Annotated in this window: 19 protein-coding genes; 6 read left to right on the top strand and 13 right to left on the bottom strand. The window is 59.2% G+C overall.

The window, feature by feature from the left end; translation table 11 throughout:
• Nucleotides 1-42: 42 nt before the first annotated feature.
• A complete protein-coding gene (gcvT, locus tag GYN01_RS15720) occupies nucleotides 43-1125 on the top strand; it encodes a glycine cleavage system aminomethyltransferase GcvT (RefSeq protein ID WP_203307416.1) in 1083 nt (360 codons plus the stop codon).
• 62 nt (nucleotides 1126-1187) lie between these two features.
• Nucleotides 1188-1571, top strand: a complete 384-nt coding sequence (gene gcvH, locus GYN01_RS15715) for a glycine cleavage system protein GcvH (RefSeq protein WP_203307415.1) — start codon at nucleotides 1188-1190, stop codon at nucleotides 1569-1571.
• A 56-nt stretch (nucleotides 1572-1627) separates the two neighbouring features.
• Here gcvH and GYN01_RS15710 read toward each other — a convergent pair whose 3' ends face one another.
• From GYN01_RS15710 to GYN01_RS15695, 4 genes are all read right to left on the bottom strand, one after another.
• On the bottom strand, nucleotides 1628-2770 hold the full coding sequence (locus tag GYN01_RS15710; protein WP_048364681.1) for a DegT/DnrJ/EryC1/StrS family aminotransferase: 1143 nt from the start codon (nucleotides 2768-2770) through the stop codon (nucleotides 1628-1630).
• 203 nt (nucleotides 2771-2973) lie between these two features.
• On the bottom strand, nucleotides 2974-3288 hold the full coding sequence (locus tag GYN01_RS15705) for a DUF2388 domain-containing protein (protein WP_048364680.1): 315 nt from the start codon (nucleotides 3286-3288) through the stop codon (nucleotides 2974-2976).
• 104 nt (nucleotides 3289-3392) lie between these two features.
• On the bottom strand, nucleotides 3393-5156 hold the full coding sequence (gene tfpB, locus GYN01_RS15700; protein ID WP_203307414.1) for a type IV pilus assembly ATPase TfpB: 1764 nt from the start codon (nucleotides 5154-5156) through the stop codon (nucleotides 3393-3395).
• A gap of 102 nt (nucleotides 5157-5258) precedes the next feature.
• Complete coding sequence (locus GYN01_RS15695; protein WP_048400744.1) at nucleotides 5259-5594, bottom strand: hypothetical protein; 336 nt, start codon at nucleotides 5592-5594, stop codon at nucleotides 5259-5261.
• Nucleotides 5595-5721: 127 nt separating this feature from the next.
• Between GYN01_RS15695 and GYN01_RS15690 the strand changes: the two genes are divergently transcribed.
• Entirely contained in the window at nucleotides 5722-6186 is a 465-nt protein-coding gene (locus tag GYN01_RS15690; protein WP_203307413.1) for an Lrp/AsnC family transcriptional regulator, read from the top strand.
• A gap of 138 nt (nucleotides 6187-6324) precedes the next feature.
• Here GYN01_RS15690 and GYN01_RS15685 read toward each other — a convergent pair whose 3' ends face one another.
• The 5 genes from GYN01_RS15685 to GYN01_RS15665 all read right to left on the bottom strand — a co-directional run bounded on the left by GYN01_RS15685 (nucleotide 6325) and on the right by GYN01_RS15665 (nucleotide 12455).
• Nucleotides 6325-7263 (bottom strand): hypothetical protein, encoded by a 939-nt coding sequence (locus GYN01_RS15685; protein ID WP_048364676.1) that lies wholly within the window; start codon nucleotides 7261-7263, stop codon nucleotides 6325-6327.
• 271 nt (nucleotides 7264-7534) lie between these two features.
• Nucleotides 7535-8011 carry a glycine zipper domain-containing protein gene (locus tag GYN01_RS15680; RefSeq protein ID WP_048364675.1) on the bottom strand — a complete coding sequence of 159 codons (477 nt, stop codon included), beginning with the start codon at nucleotides 8009-8011 and terminating at the stop codon, nucleotides 7535-7537.
• A gap of 277 nt (nucleotides 8012-8288) precedes the next feature.
• The gene (locus GYN01_RS15675; RefSeq protein ID WP_048400740.1) at nucleotides 8289-10637 is read right to left on the bottom strand and encodes an FdhF/YdeP family oxidoreductase; all 2349 of its coding nucleotides are present in this window, start codon (nucleotides 10635-10637) and stop codon (nucleotides 8289-8291) included.
• On the bottom strand, nucleotides 10634-11473 hold the full coding sequence (fdhD, locus tag GYN01_RS15670) for a formate dehydrogenase accessory sulfurtransferase FdhD (protein ID WP_048364673.1): 840 nt from the start codon (nucleotides 11471-11473) through the stop codon (nucleotides 10634-10636). Before fdhD ends, GYN01_RS15675 begins: the two co-directional genes overlap by 4 nt.
• Before the next feature lie 94 nt (nucleotides 11474-11567).
• Nucleotides 11568-12455, bottom strand: a complete 888-nt coding sequence (locus GYN01_RS15665; protein ID WP_203307412.1) for a LysR family transcriptional regulator — start codon at nucleotides 12453-12455, stop codon at nucleotides 11568-11570.
• A 114-nt stretch (nucleotides 12456-12569) separates the two neighbouring features.
• On the opposite strand from GYN01_RS15665, the gene lysM reads away from it, so the two are divergent.
• On the top strand, nucleotides 12570-13010 hold the full coding sequence (lysM, locus tag GYN01_RS15660; RefSeq protein WP_048400738.1) for a peptidoglycan-binding protein LysM: 441 nt from the start codon (nucleotides 12570-12572) through the stop codon (nucleotides 13008-13010).
• 50 nt (nucleotides 13011-13060) lie between these two features.
• Here lysM and yrfG read toward each other — a convergent pair whose 3' ends face one another.
• Nucleotides 13061-13723 carry a GMP/IMP nucleotidase gene (gene yrfG, locus GYN01_RS15655; protein WP_048364670.1) on the bottom strand — a complete coding sequence of 221 codons (663 nt, stop codon included), beginning with the start codon at nucleotides 13721-13723 and terminating at the stop codon, nucleotides 13061-13063.
• Between the two features lie 88 nt (nucleotides 13724-13811).
• On the opposite strand from yrfG, the gene nudE reads away from it, so the two are divergent.
• Together nudE and cysQ are read left to right on the top strand one after the other, a co-directional pair.
• Nucleotides 13812-14378 (top strand): ADP compounds hydrolase NudE, encoded by a 567-nt coding sequence (gene nudE / locus GYN01_RS15650; protein ID WP_048364669.1) that lies wholly within the window; start codon nucleotides 13812-13814, stop codon nucleotides 14376-14378.
• On the top strand, nucleotides 14375-15202 hold the full coding sequence (gene cysQ / locus GYN01_RS15645) for a 3'(2'),5'-bisphosphate nucleotidase CysQ (protein WP_048364668.1): 828 nt from the start codon (nucleotides 14375-14377) through the stop codon (nucleotides 15200-15202). The genes nudE and cysQ overlap by 4 nt, the downstream gene beginning before the upstream one ends.
• Nucleotides 15203-15351: 149 nt before the next feature.
• On the opposite strand, the gene GYN01_RS15640 is transcribed toward cysQ, so the two are convergent.
• The 3 genes from GYN01_RS15640 to GYN01_RS15630 are packed head-to-tail and all read right to left on the bottom strand — an operon-like array spanning nucleotide 15352 to nucleotide 19032.
• On the bottom strand, nucleotides 15352-15807 hold the full coding sequence (locus GYN01_RS15640) for a thioesterase domain-containing protein (protein WP_203307446.1): 456 nt from the start codon (nucleotides 15805-15807) through the stop codon (nucleotides 15352-15354).
• A gap of 19 nt (nucleotides 15808-15826) precedes the next feature.
• A complete protein-coding gene (locus GYN01_RS15635) occupies nucleotides 15827-17221 on the bottom strand; it encodes a sigma-54-dependent transcriptional regulator (RefSeq protein WP_048364667.1) in 1395 nt (464 codons plus the stop codon).
• On the bottom strand, nucleotides 17218-19032 hold the full coding sequence (locus tag GYN01_RS15630; RefSeq protein WP_203307445.1) for a sensor histidine kinase: 1815 nt from the start codon (nucleotides 19030-19032) through the stop codon (nucleotides 17218-17220). Before GYN01_RS15630 ends, GYN01_RS15635 begins: the two co-directional genes overlap by 4 nt.
• Nucleotides 19033-19087 lie beyond the last annotated feature (55 nt).

Raw genomic sequence — 19087 nt, 5'->3', positions numbered from 1 at the left:
CACGCCTGTCCGCACCTTCGCCAAGCCCGGAAGGAGGAACCCATGGGACAGCGTACGCCTTTGTATGACCTGCATCTCGCCCTTGGCGCGAAGATGGTCGATTTTGGCGGTTGGGATATGCCTTTGCATTACGGCTCGCAAGTTGAGGAGCACCACGAGGTGCGCCAGGACTGCGGCGTATTTGATGTCTCGCATATGACCGTGATTGACGTCACTGGGATTCAGGCCAAGGAATGGTTACAGCGCTTGCTGGCCAACGACGTCGAACGACTTAATACCCCGGGCCGCGCGCTTTACAGCGCCATGCTCAATGAGAAAGGCGGCGTGGTCGACGATATGATCGTCTACCTGATGGACGCCGGTTACCGCCTGATCGTCAACGCGGCCACCCGTGAACAGGATTTGGCCTGGATGACGACCCAGTCCCAAGGTTATGACGTGCAACTGCAAGAGCGCGCCGAACTTGCCTTGTTGGCGATCCAGGGCCCGCAGGCACGGCATAAAGTGGCCGAGCTGGTGAGCCAGGCGCGCAGTCAACTTATTGCGCAGCTCAAGCCCTTTGAAGGGCAGAGCAATGGCGACTGGTTTATTGCCCGCACCGGGTACACCGGTGAGGACGGCCTGGAAATCCTGCTTCCCGCCGATCAGGCTCCCGGTTTTTTCAACGATTTGGTGGGGGCAGGTATTTCTCCCATCGGATTAGGGGCGCGTGACACCTTGCGCCTGGAAGCCGGCATGAACCTCTATGGGCAAGATATTCACCTCTCTGTCTCGCCACTTTGCGCCAACATGGCCTGGACCATTGCTTGGGAGCCCGCCTCGCGCCGGTTCATCGGTCGTGAAGCGCTGGAGGCTGAAAAAGCGGCGGGCATGCAACTCAAACTGGTGGGTTTGGTGCTGGAGGAACGAGGTGTCCTACGTGCACATCAGGTCGTTCGTATCGCTGGTGTTGGCGAAGGGGAGATAACCAGTGGTAGTTTCTCTCCTACGCTTAGCAAATCGATTGCTCTGGCGCGTGTTCCGATGGCCACGGCTGATCGTGCTGAAGTCGAAATACGTGGCAAGTGGTATCCGGTTCGCGTGGTGAAACCCACGTTTGTTCGTCTGGGCAAAGCCTTGATCTAACGTTTACTGGCAGGCTGGCGCCGTACGCGAGCCGCTGACATTTCTTCTTGAGGACACTGAATATGAGCACTATCCCCGCTGAACTGCGCTTCGCTGAAAGTCACGAGTGGGCGCGCCTGGAAGCTGATGGCACCGTCACGGTCGGTATCAGCGACCACGCTCAGGAAGCCTTGGGGGATGTGGTCTTTGTTGAGTTGGCCGAAGTCGGCAAAGTGTTTGCGGCGGGCGATACGGCGGGTGTGGTGGAGTCGGTAAAAGCGGCCTCGGATATCTACTCCCCAGTGTCTGGCGAAGTCATTGCAGTTAATGAAGCGTTGGCCGACAACCCTGAACAGGTAAACAGCGACCCCTACGACAGCTGGATTTTCAAACTCAAGCCGAGCAATGCCGCCGAGCTGGATAAATTGCTGGATGCCGCAGGCTACAAAGCCGCCATCGGCGAGTAACCCGTAAAACCCGCAGGCGCGAGCGTTAACTCGCGCCTGCAGGGCCCAGCAATCATTTATTGGGCCTTGAGCACCGCTTTCACTGCCTCAACCGAGCGCTGCACATCGGCTTTGGTCATTGCTGTAAACATGGGCAACGACACGATCAAGCGACCTACGCGCTCTGCAATCGGCAGCATGCCTTCCTTGAATCCCCGCGCACGATACAAACTCAGCAAGTGAATTGAGGGGTAGTGATAGCCCACCCCCACGCCGAGTGCCTGCATGTCTTTCATGAAGGTAGCCCGAGCTGGCTGGCCATCTTCACGCTCCGGCAACACCAGTTGGAACAGATGCCAGTTGGTATTGTTGAAATCAGCCACGGGCAGTTGAACGCCATACTCGGCCTCAAAATCAGGACCAAAGCATTCGAAATAGTGCTTGGCCAGTTCACGGCGATGCGCAGTGATTGCTTCGATATGCGCGAACTGCCCCAAACCTATGGCCGCTGCGATGTCAGTCATGTTGAACTTGCCGCCGAGTACATCAACATCCAGCCCGTCATAACCGGTGCGGGTAACGCCTTGCAGGCGATATTTTTCGGCCAGGCGCGCTTCCTCCTCGTTGTTCAGTACCAGGCAACCGCCCTCGGATGAGGTGATGTTCTTGTTGGCCTGAAAGCTGAACGAAACAAAGTCGCCACGGGCGCCGATGCGTTCGCCATTCCAGCTCGACCCGAGGGCTTGGGCTGCATCTTCGACCACCCGCAGATTGTGCTTTTTGGCCAATGCATACAGCGCATCCATGTCCACCGGCAAACCTGACAGGTAGACCGGAATGATTGCTTTGGTACGCGGCGTGATGGCGGCTTCGACTTTTTTCAGATCAATGTTGCGGGTGATCGGATCTATGTCGGCAAACACCGGCGTGGCGCCCACTTCGATAATCACGTTGGCGGTCGCCACCCATGAAATCGGGGTGGTGATGACCTCATCGCCCGGCCCAATGCCTGCAATGCGCAGGGCGATTTCCATGGTGCAGGTGCCCGAGTTGAACGTGCGTACAGGGCGGCCGCCCAGGTATTGCGAGAGTTGCTCTTCGAAGGCTTGCACCTTTGGTCCGCTGGTAATCCAGCCCGAGCGCAACACGTCGCCCACGGCCGCAATAGTGGCTTCATCGATGGTTGGTTTGGAAAACGGCAGGAAAGGCAGCGAGCTCATAGAGGCGTGACGTCCGATGTGAGTGGGTTGTGAGTGACCATAGAGCAATAGCACATGGCACAAATCATACCCAGAGGATGGCTCACATCAGGTGAAATTTCTGTATGGGGGCTGAATGAAACACAGCATGTTGTGAAGTCGCTGCCGCTGGTTGCGACCTGTTACCAGGCGCTCGCAGCCAGCGGCAGCAACGACACGGGTGTTTATTCAGCGGTCGCGTTTTTGGCGAGGATGGCGTTGGCCAAGTCCATGTCGCTGACCTTCAGGTTCGGATTGTCCGCGCGGACTTGCTGCATGGCAGACTCCAGATACGGGCCACGGATCGCGCCATTGCTGGCCACGAAGCTCCCCGCATCGTCTTGAGCGGCAATGACTTTGCGGTCCTTTTTGAAGGTCAGATACGTGGAGCCGGTGGTTGCACCGGAAGACAGCACGTTGCGCCAGAAGCTGTCAGCCATTACAGAGCCAACAGGCAGGGTCAACAGCGCGGCGGCGACTACAGCATATTTGAGACGCATGATGGGTGACTCCGAATAAGTGATCTGTACGATTTGATGCGGGTTATAGCAGTCTAGTTCCGCGAGGGCACTTAACGATGCAACATTTAGTCATTAATGCGGCATCAGACGTGCGGCGTGACCCTGAATGCTTCTTCCAGCGTGGTGGTGCCAGCGGCGACTTGATACGCGCCCGCCAGCCTCAGGTGGCGCATGCCTTCGTCACAGGCAGTGCGTCGCAGCTGATTTAAATCGGTGTCTGGCGTAATCAATGCCTTGAGTTTTTCACTCATCAGCATGATTTCGTAAATGCCGCCTCGCCCGCTGTAACCGGTCTGTCGGCAGTGCGCGCAGCCCCTTGCACGGTAGAGGCTCAAAGGGGCCGGGCAGGTCGGGGCGAAGTGTTGCCAGTCGCTTAACGACAGTGACTGAGGGGTCTTGCATTCGGCACACAACGTGCGTACCAGTCGCTGTGCCATAACGCCCAGCAACGTGGCTTTGATCAGGTAGGGCGCTATACCCAGTTCTTGTAGGCGACTGATGGCGCTGGGCGCATCGTTGGTGTGCAGTGTGGAGAGCACCAGGTGCCCGGTGAGCGCCGCTTGAATCGCCATTTCGGCGGTTTCAAGATCGCGTATTTCGCCCAGCATGATGATGTCCGGGTCTTGGCGCAGCAGGGCGCGAACGCCACTGGCAAAGGTCAGGTCGATGCCGGGTTGCACCTGCATTTGATTGAACGCGGGCTCAATCATCTCGATAGGGTCTTCGAGGGTGCACAGGTTGACGCCAGGCGTGGCCAGTTGTTTGAGCGTTGCATACAGCGTGCTGGTTTTGCCTGAACCTGTGGGGCCGGTGATCAAAATGATGCCGCTGGGCTGGGCGGTCATGTGTTGCCAGCGCTGCATGTCTTGCACGCTGAAGCCCAGCTGATCGAAGCGTTTTAGCACCACTTGCGGGTCAAAAATACGCAGCACTATTTTTTCGCCAAACACGGTGGGCAACGTGGCGAGCCGCAGCTCCACGTCAGTGCCTGCCGGGGTTTTGGTGTTAATTCGGCCGTCCTGCGGCTTGCGTTTTTCGGCGACATTCATGCGCCCCAGGCTTTTGAGGCGGCTGACAATCGCTGTCGTGACCTGTGCCGGGAAGTGATAAACGTTATGCAACACGCCATCAATGCGAAAGCGCACACCGCCTTGTTCGCGACGCGGCTCGATGTGGATATCACTGGCACGCTGTTCAAACGCGTACTGAAACAACCAGTCAACGATGTTGACGATATGAGCATCGTTGGCATCGTGTTCCTGGCTGTTGCTCTCTATATCGGGCGACGGTTTGAGGGGCAACGCTTTGTACGTTTTTTGATCATTGAGCGTTGCGCCCGTCACTGATTTGGCCAGTTTGTACAACTCAGAGCCCAGCCGCGCGATCTCCAGAGGGTTGGCAATGACCCGTTTGATGGGCCGCTTGAGAACCTGGCGCAGATCGGCTTCCCAACTGCCGACATCAGGCTGTGCGCTGGCGATGGTGATGGCGTCGCGGTCCGCCGCAATCACCAGTATTTGATGGCGCTGGGCAAACGCGAACGACATCAACCCGGTCACGCTGGCAACATCAATGTTCAGCGGGTCAATGCGCACGTACGGCTGCCCGTAGTGCAGGGCAAGCCAGGCCGTCAGGGTTTCAAGGGTCAAGGTTTTTCCGGGCCGGCTGAGGTCGGCAAACTGTTGCGCCGCCAGGAAAATCAACGGGTGTACGCCGTTGTTGGGAGCCGCCCGATAACGCTTCAGGGCCTGGTCGGCGTGTGTTGGCGTGATGAGGCCGTGGGCCAGCAGCCCCGGCAGCAACGGTTCGAGATCAAGCGGGCGATCGGGCGTACACGTGGTGTGCATAAATACTCCTTGTACTGCACAGGCACAGACAGATCCTTGTCTGGCCAGGTACGCCAAAGCCTAGCCGCGCCTTGAGCGCTCGGGTTCGCCATTAGTTGCGAGCTATTGCGAACACGCCAGCACAGGCATAGTGCGGCCTTGCACCTGATACAGCTCCAGTTCGCAGACACTCACCAGGTTGCGCAATTTTTCGCCAATCACTTGAGCGCGGTGCCAGCTTTGCTCATTGCTGACGATTTCGATGCGCAGCAGGTCGTCGTCGCGCATGACTTCCACCTGCTGCGGAATCAATTGCTGCAAGGCAAACAGGTTGAGTGTGCGGCACAGCACGTCCGCTTCGGCCTCGGCCACAATGCAAAAACGCACGGTGCACGGCGTGGCATTCGCGGCCCATACGTCGGCACGTGGCGAGGGGGATACGGCGTTGAGAGACGGCATGCAATGACTCCAGAGTTGGCTGGAGAAATAATCACATGCGCGGTCAGAAATTATTTATCTATGATGATCAACGCTTGATCGAAAAAGACTTAAACAATTCATTGCTGGTCAATAATCAGGAATTTTTATGCAAGGCGATTTGGACGCTTACGACCGACGAGTTTTGGCCCTGCTGCAAGAGGACGCTTCGCTGTCCAGCGCACAGATCGCTGAGAAGGTCGGTTTATCGCAGTCACCGTGCTGGCGACGGATTCAACGGATGAAAGATGAAGGCATCATTCGTGGGCAGGTGACGTTATTGGATCGCAAGAAAATCGGCCTGAACACGCAAATATTTGCCGAAATCAAACTCAACGCCCACGGGCGTTCCAACTTCACCGAATTCACTGATGCGATTCGTGGTTTCCCCGAGGTGCTGGAGTGCTACGTGTTGATGGGCTCGGTAGATTTTTTGTTGCGTATCGTGACCTCTGATATCGAGGCCTATGAGCGTTTCTTCTTCGAAAAACTGTCGATGGTGCCGGGCATTCAGGAAGTGAACTCGATTGTCGCGCTTTCTGAAATCAAATCGACTACGTGCCTGCCGGTGTAAGGCGCTGAAACAAAAACGGCCTTCACAAGGAAGGCCGTTGGTGTGCTGTCAGTGAACAAACAGCGCAATCAAGATGATGATTGGGATGGGAATGCCGAGGAACAGCAGCAGTAATGAGCGCATTTTTATTCTCCTGAGTTAACGGACAACCGTGGTGGTCGTGGTGTGGTCGATATAAGTCACCGCGTCGCGGCGACGACCGCCGAAGGTGGCGCACAGGCTGGCAAAGAACGCACCGATCAACAGCGTGATGAACATCCACAAGGTGGTCCAGGCAGCAACTTTTGCAGCGGTGTCAGCGGCTTCCTTGGCTTTGACCTTGGCCTCTTCAACCGCTTGATGGGCCTTGGCGTAAACCTGATCAACCCGTTGCTCGGCTTCTGGCTGAGTGAGGTTGGTACGTTGAGCAACGATTTGTGCCAAATAGGTACGGTCGTCTGCGCTCAGTTGGCCATCATTGCCAAGGCTGCGTACGAAGATGCGTGTGACGATGCCGTGTGCAGCGTCTTCGCTGACAGCGGTGCCGCGATCATCGCGAAACAGCGTGTCGATAAAGTAATCCGAGCTGCTGCCCGAACCGTTGTTCGCGCTGCTACCTGCGGCACTCCCGGCTGCGCTGCTCATGGCAGTTGCTGCACCGGATGCCACACTGGCCCCGGCTTGCACACCGCTGCCAATCACACTGCTGACCGAACCTGCGATCAACGTCGCGGTGACGAGGGTGGCCACGGCCCACGACAGAAACCCGTGCGCGGTGTCGCGAAAATACACTTCATCGCCATGCAGACTGGCCCATTTGACCCGCAGGCGACCGGCCAAATAACCGCCCATGCCCGAGGCAATGATTTGCGTGACAGCTAGCCAGATGATGGCGGTAATGCCCAAACCCTTGGCGCCTACGCCTTCACCGGCCCAGGGTGAAACAGCTGAAAAGCCCAAGCCTGCGCCGAGCATCAGCAGCAGTAAGGACAAAGCAGCGGCAGCGGCGGCACCTGCAAAAATGGCGCCCCAGGACACACCGCTGTGGCCTGAAGAGTCTTGCAGGGCAGCGGGATAGTTCTCAGTAGTCCCGATCATTGTTGTTGTGCTCCTGAAATGGTGAGAAGTGCAGCCTTCACTCAGGAGATTGCAGGGGTTGTGCCAATCCGGTGTTTTAACTAATTACGTTATTTATCAATACGTTAAAAACCTGATTGTTTTACTGGGTCATGCAGGTTGCATGATTGACGCCAAAGCAGCGGGCGTAATGCATTGAAACAATTTGGCGTTGAGTAGAAGGGACGTAGCGATGAGCCGAGCGGAGGTTAAAACAAAAACGGGAGCCTCTGTGGGCTCCCGTTAGCAATCATCAGTGATGACGATGCTTGTTCTTTTTACGGTGGCCGTAGGCATGGCCCCGTCCACGGTTGTCGTCGCGGTAATAACGGCGATTATCGCGGTCCCGGTAACGGCGATCATCGGCATCGCTCTTGTTGCCCATGTAATTGCCCAGAGCACCGCCCGCGCCACCGCCAGCCGCTGCACCCACCAGGCTGCCTGTGTTGCCGCCTACGCTGCGGCCCAATACGTTACCGCCCGCTGCGCCGAGTGCGCCGCCAATAGCCGCTTCACCGCGACTGCGTTTGTCGGCACCTACAGCACTGCCGGCCGCGCCACCTACGCCTGCGCCAATGGCCGATCCGGTCGAGCCGCCGAGTTGTTGCCCAACCACGGCGCCAAGAACCCCGCCTAATGCGCCGCCTACACCGGCTTCGGTGGTGCCACCGGCCAAGGCTGCGCCACTGACCAGGCCAAGGGACAACAAGAGAATCGAGGTGAGCTTCATAAGTGAGCCTCAAAGGGATGACGGCGCGATCCTGAGGCTGTACGCGGTTGGTTACAATCGAAATCCGACCAGTAGCACGAGTTGTACACAATTCGCTAAGTTATTGTTTTTGATAGGGAACTTAATCAATTTCCGAGGGTCTGTTTACAGGTTCGGACAGGCTGCTTTCGCATGAAAGCGGCCTTTTTTGTGCCCGTGAAACACTCGTTTCCTGTAGGAGCCGCCGCAGGCTGTGAGCTTTACAGGATCAAAAGCTCGCAGCCTGCGGGCCGGTGGGTTAGCTGGCCTTGGCCATGATCAAGCGCGACGCGGTGGCGGCTTCAAGGCATATCGCCACAAACTTGGAGGTGGGCGTGTGGCTGCCGTCGCCTGTGCTTTCCAGCGGCACCAGCGGGTTCACTTCCGGGTAATAAGCGGCTGCTTGTCCTGCCGGGATATCGAACGCCAACAAGGTGAAGTTCTTCACCCGGCGTTCATGGGCGTCATCCCAGAGTGAAACGATGTCGACCTTTTGCCCCGGTTTGAAGCCCAGGCGAATGATGTCGGCTTCGTTGACGAACAACACGTCACGTTGACCCTTGACCCCGCGATAACGGTCGTCCAGCCCGTAAATGGTGGTGTTGTACTGATCGTGCGAGCGCATGGATTGCAGGATCAGGTCTGGCAAACGGCCCGTTGCGCGGGTGCGCTCATCCACCAGATCACGCGGCAGTACGTTGGCTTTGAAGTTCGCGCGTTGCGACGCAGTGTTCCACTGACGGGCCCCCGCCGAATTGCCCAGATAGAAACCGCCAGGGTGCTGCACGCGGGTGTTGAAATCCTTGAAGCCGGGAATGGTGTCGGCGATCAGTTCGCGGATGCGGCTGTAATCGCCCACGATCCAGCTCCAGTCAATCGGGTGGGTGCCCAGGGTCGCCGCAGCAATACCGGCGATGATCGCTGGCTCAGAGCGCATCTGGTTCGACAGCGGCTGCAACTGGCCGTTGGAGGCATGAACCATGCTGAATGAGTCTTCCACGGTGACGGCCTGCGGGCCTTGAGCCTGAATATCAATGTCAGTTCGGCCAAAGCACGGCAGGATCAGCGCTTCTTTGCCGTGCATCAAATGGCTACGGTTGAGCTTGGTGCTGATCTGAACGGTCAGGTCACAATTGCGCAGCGCCTGTGCGGTGCGCGGGCTGTCGGGCGTGGCTTGGGCAAAGTTGCCTCCCAGCCCGATGAAGACTTTAGCGCGTGATTCGAGCATGGCGTGGATCGCTTCGACCACGTTGTGGCCGTTTTCACGCGGTACGTTGAATTTGAAGCGGCGCTCCAGCGCATCGAGGAAGGCAACAGGCGGGCGTTCGTTGATGCCCATCGTGCGGTCGCCCTGCACGTTGCTGTGGCCACGCACCGGGCACAGGCCCGCGCCGGGGCGACCAATGTTGCCGCGCAGCAGCATCAGGTTGGCGATTTCCTGGATGGTCTGCACCGAGTGCCGGTGCTGGGTAATGCCCATTGCCCAGCACATGATGACGTTCTTGCCCTTGAGGTACATGCGCGCCGCGCGTTCGATGTCCACCAGCGTCAGCCCGGACTGTTCGACCAAGTGCTCCCACGGGGTCTCATCAATGCCGGCGATGTAGTCCAGCACGCCTGCGGTGTGTTCATTCAAAAAGGCGTGATCGAAGACGGCGGGTTCGCCTGCCGCTTGCGCGTCGCGCTCCCATTGCAACAGGAACTTGGCCATGCCGCGTAACAGCGCCATGTCGCCGCCCAACGCCGGGCGCAAATAAGCGGTGTTGGTAGGGCGGTCACCGTTGGTGAGCATTTCGAGCGGGTGCTGCGGGTGTTGAAAACGCTCAAGCCCACGTTCTTTCAATGGATTGACGCACACCACCTGGGCACCGCGTTTGACCGCCTCACGCAGTGGTTCGAGCATGCGCGGGTGGTTGGTGCCGGGGTTTTGACCGAGCACAAAAATGGCGTCGGCGTGCTCAAAGTCGTCGAAGGTCACGGTGCCTTTGCCCACTCCGATGCTTTGCGCCAGGGCTACGCCGCTGGCTTCGTGGCACATGTTCGAGCAGTCGGGGAAGTTGTTGGTGCCAAACGCGCGCACAAACAATTGGTACAAATACGCCGCTTCGTTGCTGGCGCGGCCCGAGGTGTAGAACTCTGCCTGGTCAGGGCTGGACAGGTTCAGCAAGTGCTTGGCGATCAGCGCGAACGCAGCGTCCCACGTCACCGGCACATAACGGTCGGTTGCGGTGTCGTAGCGCATGGGTTCGGTCAGGCGGCCCTGATATTCGAGCCAGTAATCACTTTGTTCCAGCAACGCCGTCACGCTGTGTTTGGCGAAAAACGAGGCATCGACACGGCGCTTGGTGGCTTCCCAGTTCACGGCTTTGGCGCCGTTTTCGCAGAATTTGACCAGCCCGCTTTCCGGCGAGTCGCCCCATGCACAGCCGGGGCAGTCAAAGCCGCCGTTCTGGTTGGTCTTGAGCATCATGCGCAGGTTTTTCAGGGCGTTGTCGCTGGTCAACCAGGCTTGCGCCACACTGATCAGCGCGCCCCAGCCACCTGCCGGGCCTTTGTAGGGCTTGTAGCGTGGGGTTGGGGTTTGGTCGGCTTGATGGTGAGTGCTCACGCGAGGTTCTCCTGCGCCGGGCTATAGACCCGTGGCGCGCTTTTTTGCGGCAGATGAATAAGGTTGAGGTTGTGGCGGCGCGCCCATTGCAGCGCCAGGCCGGTCGGCGAGGACAGGCTGATGAGGGTCTGGATGCCCGCTCGCAACACTTTTTGAATCAGCTCAAGGCTGCAACGGCTGGTCACAATCGCGGCGCCGCCGCTCATGTCGATGTTCTGGCGCACCAGCGCGCCTATCAGTTTGTCGAGCGCGTTGTGGCGGCCGATGTCTTCACGGCCCATCAACAGCTTGCCCTGAGCGTCCATGTAAACCGCCGCATGCACGGCGCCGCAGTGTTGGCCCAAGGGCTGGAAATCGCTGATGCGCTGGCGCAAGCCTTCCAGCCATTGCGCGGGCGGCAGGGGCGCGCCGGGCAATACCTTAAGGTCTGGAAGTGCTTGCTCGACCGCTTCTACGCCGCACAGGCCGCAGCCACTGGTGCCCGCCAGTTGTCGGCGTTGCTGTTTGAGGTTCCAGAACGCGCGGCTGGCGATTTCGACCTGTGCATACTGCGCCGAACCTGAGCCAGTGAGCTTGAGGTCGTAGATTTCGCCGGGCTCTTGAATGATGCCGCTGCCCAGGCTGAAACCGACAATGAAGTCTTCAAGGTCGGTGGGCGTGACCAGCATCACGGCCTGGTTGATGCCGTTAAAGGCAATGGCCAGCGCGACTTCTTCGGCAAGGGCGGTTTGAGCACCCTGGCTGTGGTCCAGCGTGACGTACTGATAGGTTTGGCTGGCTGCGGGCGCGGGTGAAACAGAGGCGGGCGCCGCGCACGTGGGGCGCTTGGCGTTCATAAGGCAGTACCGACGGTTTAATCAGCCCTAAGGGTAGGCGCGACACTGTGTCACGTCTAATCGCTAGTGCTGATCTATTGATAGATGCCGTCGATCAAGAAGGGTTTGGTGATATTCGGTTAAGCGCAAAACAGGCCTCAGCCAACGCCGAGCGGGGCGCTTCGCGGCGCATGATTAAGCCCAGTGGCGCGAGGGTCTGCGCGTCTGCAATGGGGTGTAGGCGCAGGTCGTCGGTGAGCGCCTCAAGGCCACTGTCGAGCGGCATCACCGCGCAACACAATCCACCGTGCACCGCTTGTAACAGTTGATGAACTGCGTCTGTTTGTAGCAAGGGTTGCGGCGTCAGACCCCGGCTGTGGAAGTTGTGATCGATGGACTGGCGAAAGTGCATGCCGCCACTGAGCAGGGCCAGGGGCAGTTGGATCAACGCTTGCCAGCTCAGCGGTTGCTCGCCGAAGTCGAAGTGCCGTTGGTCGTATAACAGGCCCATGCGGGTCTCGCCCAGCGCCAGGGAGTCGAAGCGCTCGTGGTCAAGCCGGTCGAGGTAGGACACGCCGACATCCAGCTGATTGCGGGCCAATTGCTCCAGGATCTGCTCGGAGCTGAGCGCTGAGAGTTCAAAGCGCAGCTCGGGGTGCGCGGTGTGCAGTTGTTGCAATAAAGGCAGCGGGTCAAAGCTGGACAGCGGCACCACGCCTAAACGCAGCGTACCGATCAGGTTGCCGCGACAGGCGGCGGCTTCGGCTTGCAAGCCGTCGTAGGCCGCCAGCACTGTTCTGGCCCACGCCAGTACCCGTTCCCCGGGTGCGGTGAAACTCTCGAAGCGTTGGCCGCGATTGACCAATTGCAGGTCCAGCTCTTGCTCAAGGCTGCGCAAACGCATCGACAGCGTAGGTTGAGTGATGTGACAGCGGGCGGCGGCTTGGCCGAAATGCCGGGTTTCGTCCAGGGCGATCAGGAATTTCAGTTGTTTGATGTCCATCGTCGCTCCGCAGGTCAATCGTGGGGCGATTCTAACGCGCTTGGGCGGGAACCGGCCTGGCCAATGTTGGTCTACGCTCTGTGTCTGGCTATTCCAACCCTAGGAGCGTGAACGATGAGTATTTTTAGCTTTATCAAGGAAGCGGGCGAAAAAGTAATCGACTTGCTGACACCGGGCAAAGCCAATGCCTCGGATGAACTCAAGAAGCACGTAGAGAAAGTAGGCTTGGGCAACCCCAACATCGACGCTACGGTTGAGGGCGACAAAGTAACGCTCACTGGCGAGGTTGCGACCCAGGAAGAGAAAGAAAAAATCATTCTGGCCGCGGGCAACATTGAAGGTGTCGCCAGCGTTGAAGATCACATCACCGTCACCGGCCCTACGGTTGTGGCTTCGCGTTTTGTGGTGGTTAAAAAGGGCGACACCCTGAGTGCTATTTCGCTTCAGGTGTATGGCGATGCCAACAAGTACAACAAAATCTTTGAGGCCAACAAACCGATGCTCAAAGACGTGAACAAAATTTACCCAGGGCAAACACTGCGTATTCCTGAGTAACCCCATGACCCTGTAGGTGCGAGCATGCTCGCACCTACAGGGTCACTGGTTTAGAGACCTTCCAGCAACTCGCGGTAATCTTCCAGCGCGGCAAATTCCTCGGTGTCTTTCGGGCCTTTTTTGCTGTCCGGCTGTTTGACCGCCAGCAGATGCCCCACGCCAAAGTCCCGTGCGCTGCGCAGAATCGGCAAGGTGTCGTCGATAAACAAACTGCGGCCCGGTTCAAAGCCGATATCAGCCTGCAAGGCATCCCAGAACTGTGGGCTCTCTTTGGGGTAGCCATAGTCGTGGGAGCTGATGAGCCTTTCAAAATAAGGCGCCAGTTCGATACGCTCCATTTTCAGCGACAGCGAATCACGGTGCGCGTTGGTGATCAGAATCACCCGCTTGCCCGCCTGCTTGATGGCGGCTAAAAACGTGTCGGCGTCCGGGCGCAAGGCGATCAGGTCCGCGGTTTCGAGTTTCAACTCGCGCACCGGGATCTTCAGCTCAGTGCTCCAAAAGTCCAGGCAATACCATTGCAGTTGGCCCGCGTTGCGCTCAAACAGCGGTGTCAGTTCAAGTTCGGCCATGGCCCGGCTGATGCCGTGCAGTTCGGCATAGCGGTTGGGCAAATGTTCGAGCCAGAAGTGGTTGTCGTAATGCAGGTCGAGCAATGTGCCGTCCATGTCCAGCAGCACGGTATCAATGTCGCGCCAAGGTAACGCTGTCATGCAAAACTTCTCCCACCGTTGAAAAACATCCGACCAAAACAATCACAAAAGCCGGGGTATAGTAACCCGTTCATATTGAGGAGCCGCTATGCGCCAAAAACCCACCGTACTCGCCCGTGAAATTGTTGCCAGTAGCCGATTGTTTCGTGTCGAAGAAGTGCAATTACGATTTTCCAATGGCGTTGAGCGCACGTATGAGCGTCTGGTGGGGCGCGGCAATGGTTATGGCGCGGTGATGATCGTGGCGATGATCGACGCCGAGCACGCCATTTTGGTCGAAGAATATTGCGGCGGCACCGATGAATACGAAGTGTCGCTGCCCAAAGGCTTGATCGAGCCGGGCGAAGACGTCTTGGCTGCGGCCGAGCGTGAGCTTAAAGAAGAAGCCGGTTTTGGTGCCCGTCAGCTGGAACACCTGACTGAGCTGTCGCTGTCGCCGGGCTACATGAGCCAGAAAATTCAAGTGGTGCTGGCCACCGACCTGTATGAGTCGCGCCTGGAAGGCGACGAGCCGGAGCCGATGCGGGTCGACAAGGTTAACTTGCGCGAGCTGTCGAACCTGGTCCAAAACCCGCAATTCAGCGAAGGCCGTGCATTGGCTGCGCTGTATCTGGCGCGTGACCTGCTGACCCAGCGTGGAGTGTTTACGCTGTGAGCCGCGCCCTTCCTGAATTGATTCAAGGCGTGATTCAACTGGTGCACCAGGCGGGCGATGCCATTTTGCCGTTTTGGCGCGCCGATGTGGCCGTGACGGCCAAGGCGGATGACTCGCCGGTGACGGCCGCCGATCTGGCCGCGCACCATGTGTTGGTTGATGGGCTGAAAGCGCTCGACCCCAGCATTGCGGTGTTGTCTGAAGAAGACGCCAATATCGCGCAGCACGTGCGGGCCGGTTGGACGCGCTGGTGGCTGGTTGACCCGCTCGATGGCACCAAAGAGTTCATTTCTGGCAGTGAAGAGTTCACCGTCAATGTGGCGCTGATCGAGCATGGCCGCGTGGTGTTTGGTGTGGTGTCGATGCCCACCCGCGGCCGTTGTTACTACGGCGGTGCGGGAATCGGGGCTTGGCGCGCTGACGGTGAGCAGATTAAACCGATCCGCGTGCGCACTGTTGTGCCTGCGGGCGAGTCGTTGACCGTGGTGGCCAGTCGTCGTCATTCCAGCCCTGAGCAAGAAGCCTTGCTGGCAGGCTTGAGTGAACACTTGGGTGAGTTGACGTTGACCAGCGTCGGCAGTTCGCTGAAGTTCTGTTTGCTGGCCGAAGGCGCGGCAGATTGTTATCCGCGTTTGGCCCCGACGTCGCAGTGGGACACGGCCGCCGCACAAGGTGTGCTTGAGGGGGCAGGCGGAGTGGTGTTGCAGCTGGATGGTCAACCGTTCACGTACCCGGCACGCGAATCGTTGCTCAACGCCTCGTTTTTGGCGTTGCCCGCGCAGGCGCCCTGGCGTGAGACGTTGTTAGCGTTGGTTCAGGGCTGACGCGCAGGGGTTGATTGAAGGCCCGGCGGGCCTTTTCGCAGCCTGCGGCAGCGACTACAAGGGCATTGGGTGCAATCGCCGCCTTCGGCAGCGACGACAAGTGCACACCCTGTAGTCGCTGCCGCAGGCTGCGATCGGTGGCTACGCAATCAACGGTGCAGCACGTATTGCCCGCTGAACCGCACCGCGTCTGCTTCGCCCTCGGCATTGATGACGCGGGTGTCCAGCGTCAGGCGCGCCCGGCCGTGGCGTGTGTACATGGCCAGGAATTTGTTCCACGCAGCCTCTGACGGCGCATCGCACAGCACAATGGCGTCTTGGGTCACGGGCAGCGGGTAGTTGATCTGGCCTTCCTGAATCACGATGTGCCCGCCTTCAACCCCCGCTTCACGCAACCGCAAATGCAGCCAGCCCCAACCCGCCAGCACCGCGCCGCAGTACAGGCTGCCGCCAAACATGGTGCTTTTGTGGTTGATGTTGGCATCTAGCGGCAGGTGCAGCTGCAATTGGTGAGCGTGCCAACTGAGCACTTTGAGGCCCATGTCACGGGTCAGCGGAATGTCGTGGTGCAGGACGGATTCCAGGTAACGACTGTCGCGGTTCATCAGGGCCTCTTGGGTCAAATCAATCCAGTTCATCGGTGTGCGCGTGGCTGGCGCTTTCGAAATTCAGCCCGTACTTGCGCAGCTTGTCGTGCAGGGTTTTGCGCGGCACGCCCAACGCTTCGGCCAGGCTGCGCATGGAGCTGTGCGAGCGTGCGAGTTCAGCGGTGATCAGGCTTTTTTCGAAATGCTCGACCTGCGCGCTCAGTGTGCCGCCGTCTTCAAGGCCCGTTTCAGGCCGGGCCTCGCCCGATTCATTGTCCAGGGCCAGCTCAAGCCCCAGCGCAAAGCGCTCGGCGACGTTTTGCAGCTCGCGCACATTGCCCGGCCATGTGTGGCGCAGCAACAGCCCGCGCTGTGATGCTTGCAGTACGTTGTGGGTCAGGCCGTGGCGGGCGCTGGCCTCGTCGGCAAAATATTTGAACAGCATCAACACGTCCTCGCCGCGCTCACGCAACGGGGCGATGCGCAGTGGGGCCACATTGAGGCGGTAATACAAGTCAGCGCGAAAGCGCCCTTGATCGGCAGCCAGACGCAGGTCTTCTTTGGTGGCAGCGATGACGCGGATGTCCAGCGGGATCAATTGATTGCCGCCCAGGCGTTCAACGACGCGTTCTTGCAGCATGCGCAGCAGTTTGACCTGCACATCCAGGCTCATGCTTTCGATTTCGTCGAGGAACAAGGTGCCGCCGTTGGCGAATTCGAATTTGCCGATACGGCGTTTTTGCGCGCCGGTAAACGCGCCCGGTTCGTGGCCGAACAGTTCGCTTTCAACCACCGATTCGGCCAGCGCCCCGGCGTTGATCGCCACAAACGGGCCATCCCTGCGGCTGGACAAGTCATGCAGCGCGCGTGCGACCACTTCTTTGCCCGAGCCGGTCTCGCCCAGGATCAACACATCGGCCTTGGTGGCAGCCAAGGCGCCGATCTGCTCACGCAAGCGCAACATGGGCGCCGACAGCCCGACCAGACGCGTGCTCAGTTGCTGACGGTCGCTCAGGGCCATGCGCAGGCTGCGGTTGTCGAGCACCAGTGCGCGCAAGGCCAAGGCCCGGCGCACACCCTCGAGCAGCGCGTCGCTGGCGAAAGGTTTTTCCAAAAAGTCGTAAGCCCCGGCACGCATGGCCTGTACCGCGAGCGGCACATCACCGTGACCGGTAATCAGCAACACCGGCAATTCGGGGTCTTGGGTGTGCAACTGGTTGAGTAACTCAAGCCCATCCATGCCCGGCATGCGGATGTCGCTGACCACCATCCCCGGCCAGTTGCGCTCGATGCGTTCGGCCAGCCCGGTGGCCTCGGCCAGCGGCAGCACCTTGAGCCCGGCCAGGTCGAGGGTTTGATACAGCGCCTGGCGCAAGTGAGGATCATCGTCGATCAGGATCACTTGCACGTTCGCGTCGATGAATTGGCTCATGACCTGGAGTCCTCTGAAGCTTGCAGGCTGACGCCCGGCGCGCCTGCGCGCAGTCGTAGGGTGATTAAAGCGCCGCCTTCCTTGTGATTGGCAAACAGCAGCTCGCCGCCAAAGGCACGAATCAGGGTGTCGCAAATGGCCAGGCCCAAGCCTAGACCCTGCGTGCGGGTTTTGGTGGTGTAAAACGGCTCACCGGCGCGGCCCAAGGCTTCCATGCAGAAACCGGGACCGTTGTCGCGGATGCACACAGTGACGCCTTCGGGCGTGGATTCGGCACTCAGCCACAGGCGCCGTGGCGGGCCTTTTTCGGTCAACGCATCGAGGGCGTTGGCCAGCAGGTTGCCCAGCACTTGGCGCAAACGTGTTTCACCGGCTTCTACCCACAGCGTGGCGGCGGGCAGATCGCGGATCAGCTCGACTTCCATGCTGCGCCGACGTTTGGCCAGCAGGGCCAGCGCGTCATCCAGCGCGGGCTGCAAGGCGACGCTTTCGGGGGCGTGGCGGTCGCGGCGGGCGAAGGCGCGCAAATGAGCGATGATCGAGGCCATGCGCCCGGTCAGTTCGTTGATCAGTTTGAGGTTGCCGCGCGCGTCGTCGATGCGCTGATGGTTAAGCAACACTTCGGCGTTTTCGGCGTAACTGCGGATGGCTGCCAGCGGCTGATTCAGCTCGTGGCTGATGCTCGCCGACATGGTGCCCAAGGCCGACAGCTTGCCGGCTTGTACCAGATCGTCTTGCGCGCGCACCAACTCTTGCTGGGCGTGCTCACGCTCCAGCACTTCTTCGCGCAGGCGCCGGTTCAGCCCTTCAAGGTCGCTGGTGCGCTCGGCGACACGCATTTCCAGCTCGCGCCGGGCCTTGGCTTCAAACGCAATACGTTCAAGGTAATGGCGCCGACGTTGCATCATCAGGCCGATCAACAGCATCACCACCAGCAACGTGGCGCCGCCGATGGCCAGCACGGTGCGCACCGGGCGGTCGATCAAGGTGCGCGGCGCCAGGATGTTCACGCTCCAGCCGGTTTCGTCGATTTTTTGCGTTTGCACCTGCCAGGCCGCGAGGTTCAGCGCCAATGGCTTCGGGTCGCGGGTCGGGTAGGGCAGGATGGCGAAAATGGACTGGCGTTCTTCCTGTGACAAATCGCGGGTCGCCCTGAAGCGCCACTCGGGCCGCGAGGTGAGAATCACCACACCATTGGGGTCGGTCACCATTAGTTGTTCGGGGGTTTGGCCCCACAGGCGTTCGGTGTGGTCCAGGTCAACTTTGACCACCAGCACCCCGATTTTTTTGTCGCCCTCAGTCACGGGCGCAGCAAAGAAATAACCGCGTTTACCCGAGGTGGTTCCCAGACCGAAAAAACGCCCGAGTTGGCCTTGCATCGCTTCGCTGAAATACGGGCGAAAGGCAAAGTTGCGGCTGATAAAGCTGTCTTGCATGTCCCAGTTGGAGGCGGCAAGCGTGTCGCCGTGAGCGTCCATCAAGTACATGACCTCAGCCCCGGTCTGGTTGCTGATGTCTTTGAGCAACTGGTTGGCGTGACTCAGAACTTGCGGGTTTTCCGGGTCGGCCAGCAAAGCGCGCAACGCCGGTAACTCGCCGAGAATTTGCGGCAGCACTTCATAGCGATGCAACGTGCCCAGCAGGTTGGCCACGTAGAGGTCGAGGGTTTGACGATTTTGCCCGGCCAGTTCACTGCGGTAATAGCGCTCGGCTAGATGCTGCAACGGCCATAACAGCGGCGCCAGGCACAGGGCCAGTAACGCCAGGCTGCGCCAGCGAGGTCTGGGAGGAACGGGAGGGGGTTTAATCATCATCAAACTACGCCGCAAAAGTACGGCGCAGTATACCTGCGGTTAAGGCGCAGGC

The organism is Pseudomonas weihenstephanensis (assembly GCF_016812185.1).
In the GTDB taxonomy this organism is placed as follows: domain Bacteria; phylum Pseudomonadota; class Gammaproteobacteria; order Pseudomonadales; family Pseudomonadaceae; genus Aquipseudomonas; species Aquipseudomonas weihenstephanensis.
This window is presented reverse-complemented; position numbering and strand designations above follow the sequence as displayed.

Bases quoted from the DNA above. Each gene is read 5' to 3' on its own strand.
- GYN01_RS15695 (WP_048400744.1), bottom strand. From the start codon at position 5,594: ATGCCGTCTCTCAACGCCGTATCCCCCTCGCCACGTGCCGACGTATGG.
- fdhD (WP_048364673.1), bottom strand. From the start codon at position 11,473: ATGAACGCCAAGCGCCCCACGTGCGCGGCGCCCGCCTCTGTTTCACCC.
- GYN01_RS15630 (WP_203307445.1), bottom strand. From the start codon at position 19,032: ATGATTAAACCCCCTCCCGTTCCTCCCAGACCTCGCTGGCGCAGCCTG.
- gcvH (WP_203307415.1), top strand. From the start codon at position 1,188: ATGAGCACTATCCCCGCTGAACTGCGCTTCGCTGAAAGTCACGAGTGG.
- yrfG (WP_048364670.1), bottom strand. From the start codon at position 13,723: ATGACAGCGTTACCTTGGCGCGACATTGATACCGTGCTGCTGGACATG.
- GYN01_RS15680 (WP_048364675.1), bottom strand. From the start codon at position 8,011: ATGAAGCTCACCTCGATTCTCTTGTTGTCCCTTGGCCTGGTCAGTGGC.
- GYN01_RS15710 (WP_048364681.1), bottom strand. From the start codon at position 2,770: ATGAGCTCGCTGCCTTTCCTGCCGTTTTCCAAACCAACCATCGATGAA.
- nudE (WP_048364669.1), top strand. From the start codon at position 13,812: ATGCGCCAAAAACCCACCGTACTCGCCCGTGAAATTGTTGCCAGTAGC.
- GYN01_RS15690 (WP_203307413.1), top strand. From the start codon at position 5,722: ATGCAAGGCGATTTGGACGCTTACGACCGACGAGTTTTGGCCCTGCTG.
- GYN01_RS15665 (WP_203307412.1), bottom strand. From the start codon at position 12,455: ATGGACATCAAACAACTGAAATTCCTGATCGCCCTGGACGAAACCCGG.
- GYN01_RS15685 (WP_048364676.1), bottom strand. From the start codon at position 7,263: ATGATCGGGACTACTGAGAACTATCCCGCTGCCCTGCAAGACTCTTCA.
- GYN01_RS15705 (WP_048364680.1), bottom strand. From the start codon at position 3,288: ATGCGTCTCAAATATGCTGTAGTCGCCGCCGCGCTGTTGACCCTGCCT.
- lysM (WP_048400738.1), top strand. From the start codon at position 12,570: ATGAGTATTTTTAGCTTTATCAAGGAAGCGGGCGAAAAAGTAATCGAC.
- GYN01_RS15640 (WP_203307446.1), bottom strand. From the start codon at position 15,807: ATGAACCGCGACAGTCGTTACCTGGAATCCGTCCTGCACCACGACATT.
- tfpB (WP_203307414.1), bottom strand. From the start codon at position 5,156: ATGCACACCACGTGTACGCCCGATCGCCCGCTTGATCTCGAACCGTTG.
- gcvT (WP_203307416.1), top strand. From the start codon at position 43: ATGGGACAGCGTACGCCTTTGTATGACCTGCATCTCGCCCTTGGCGCG.
- GYN01_RS15635 (WP_048364667.1), bottom strand. From the start codon at position 17,221: ATGAGCCAATTCATCGACGCGAACGTGCAAGTGATCCTGATCGACGAT.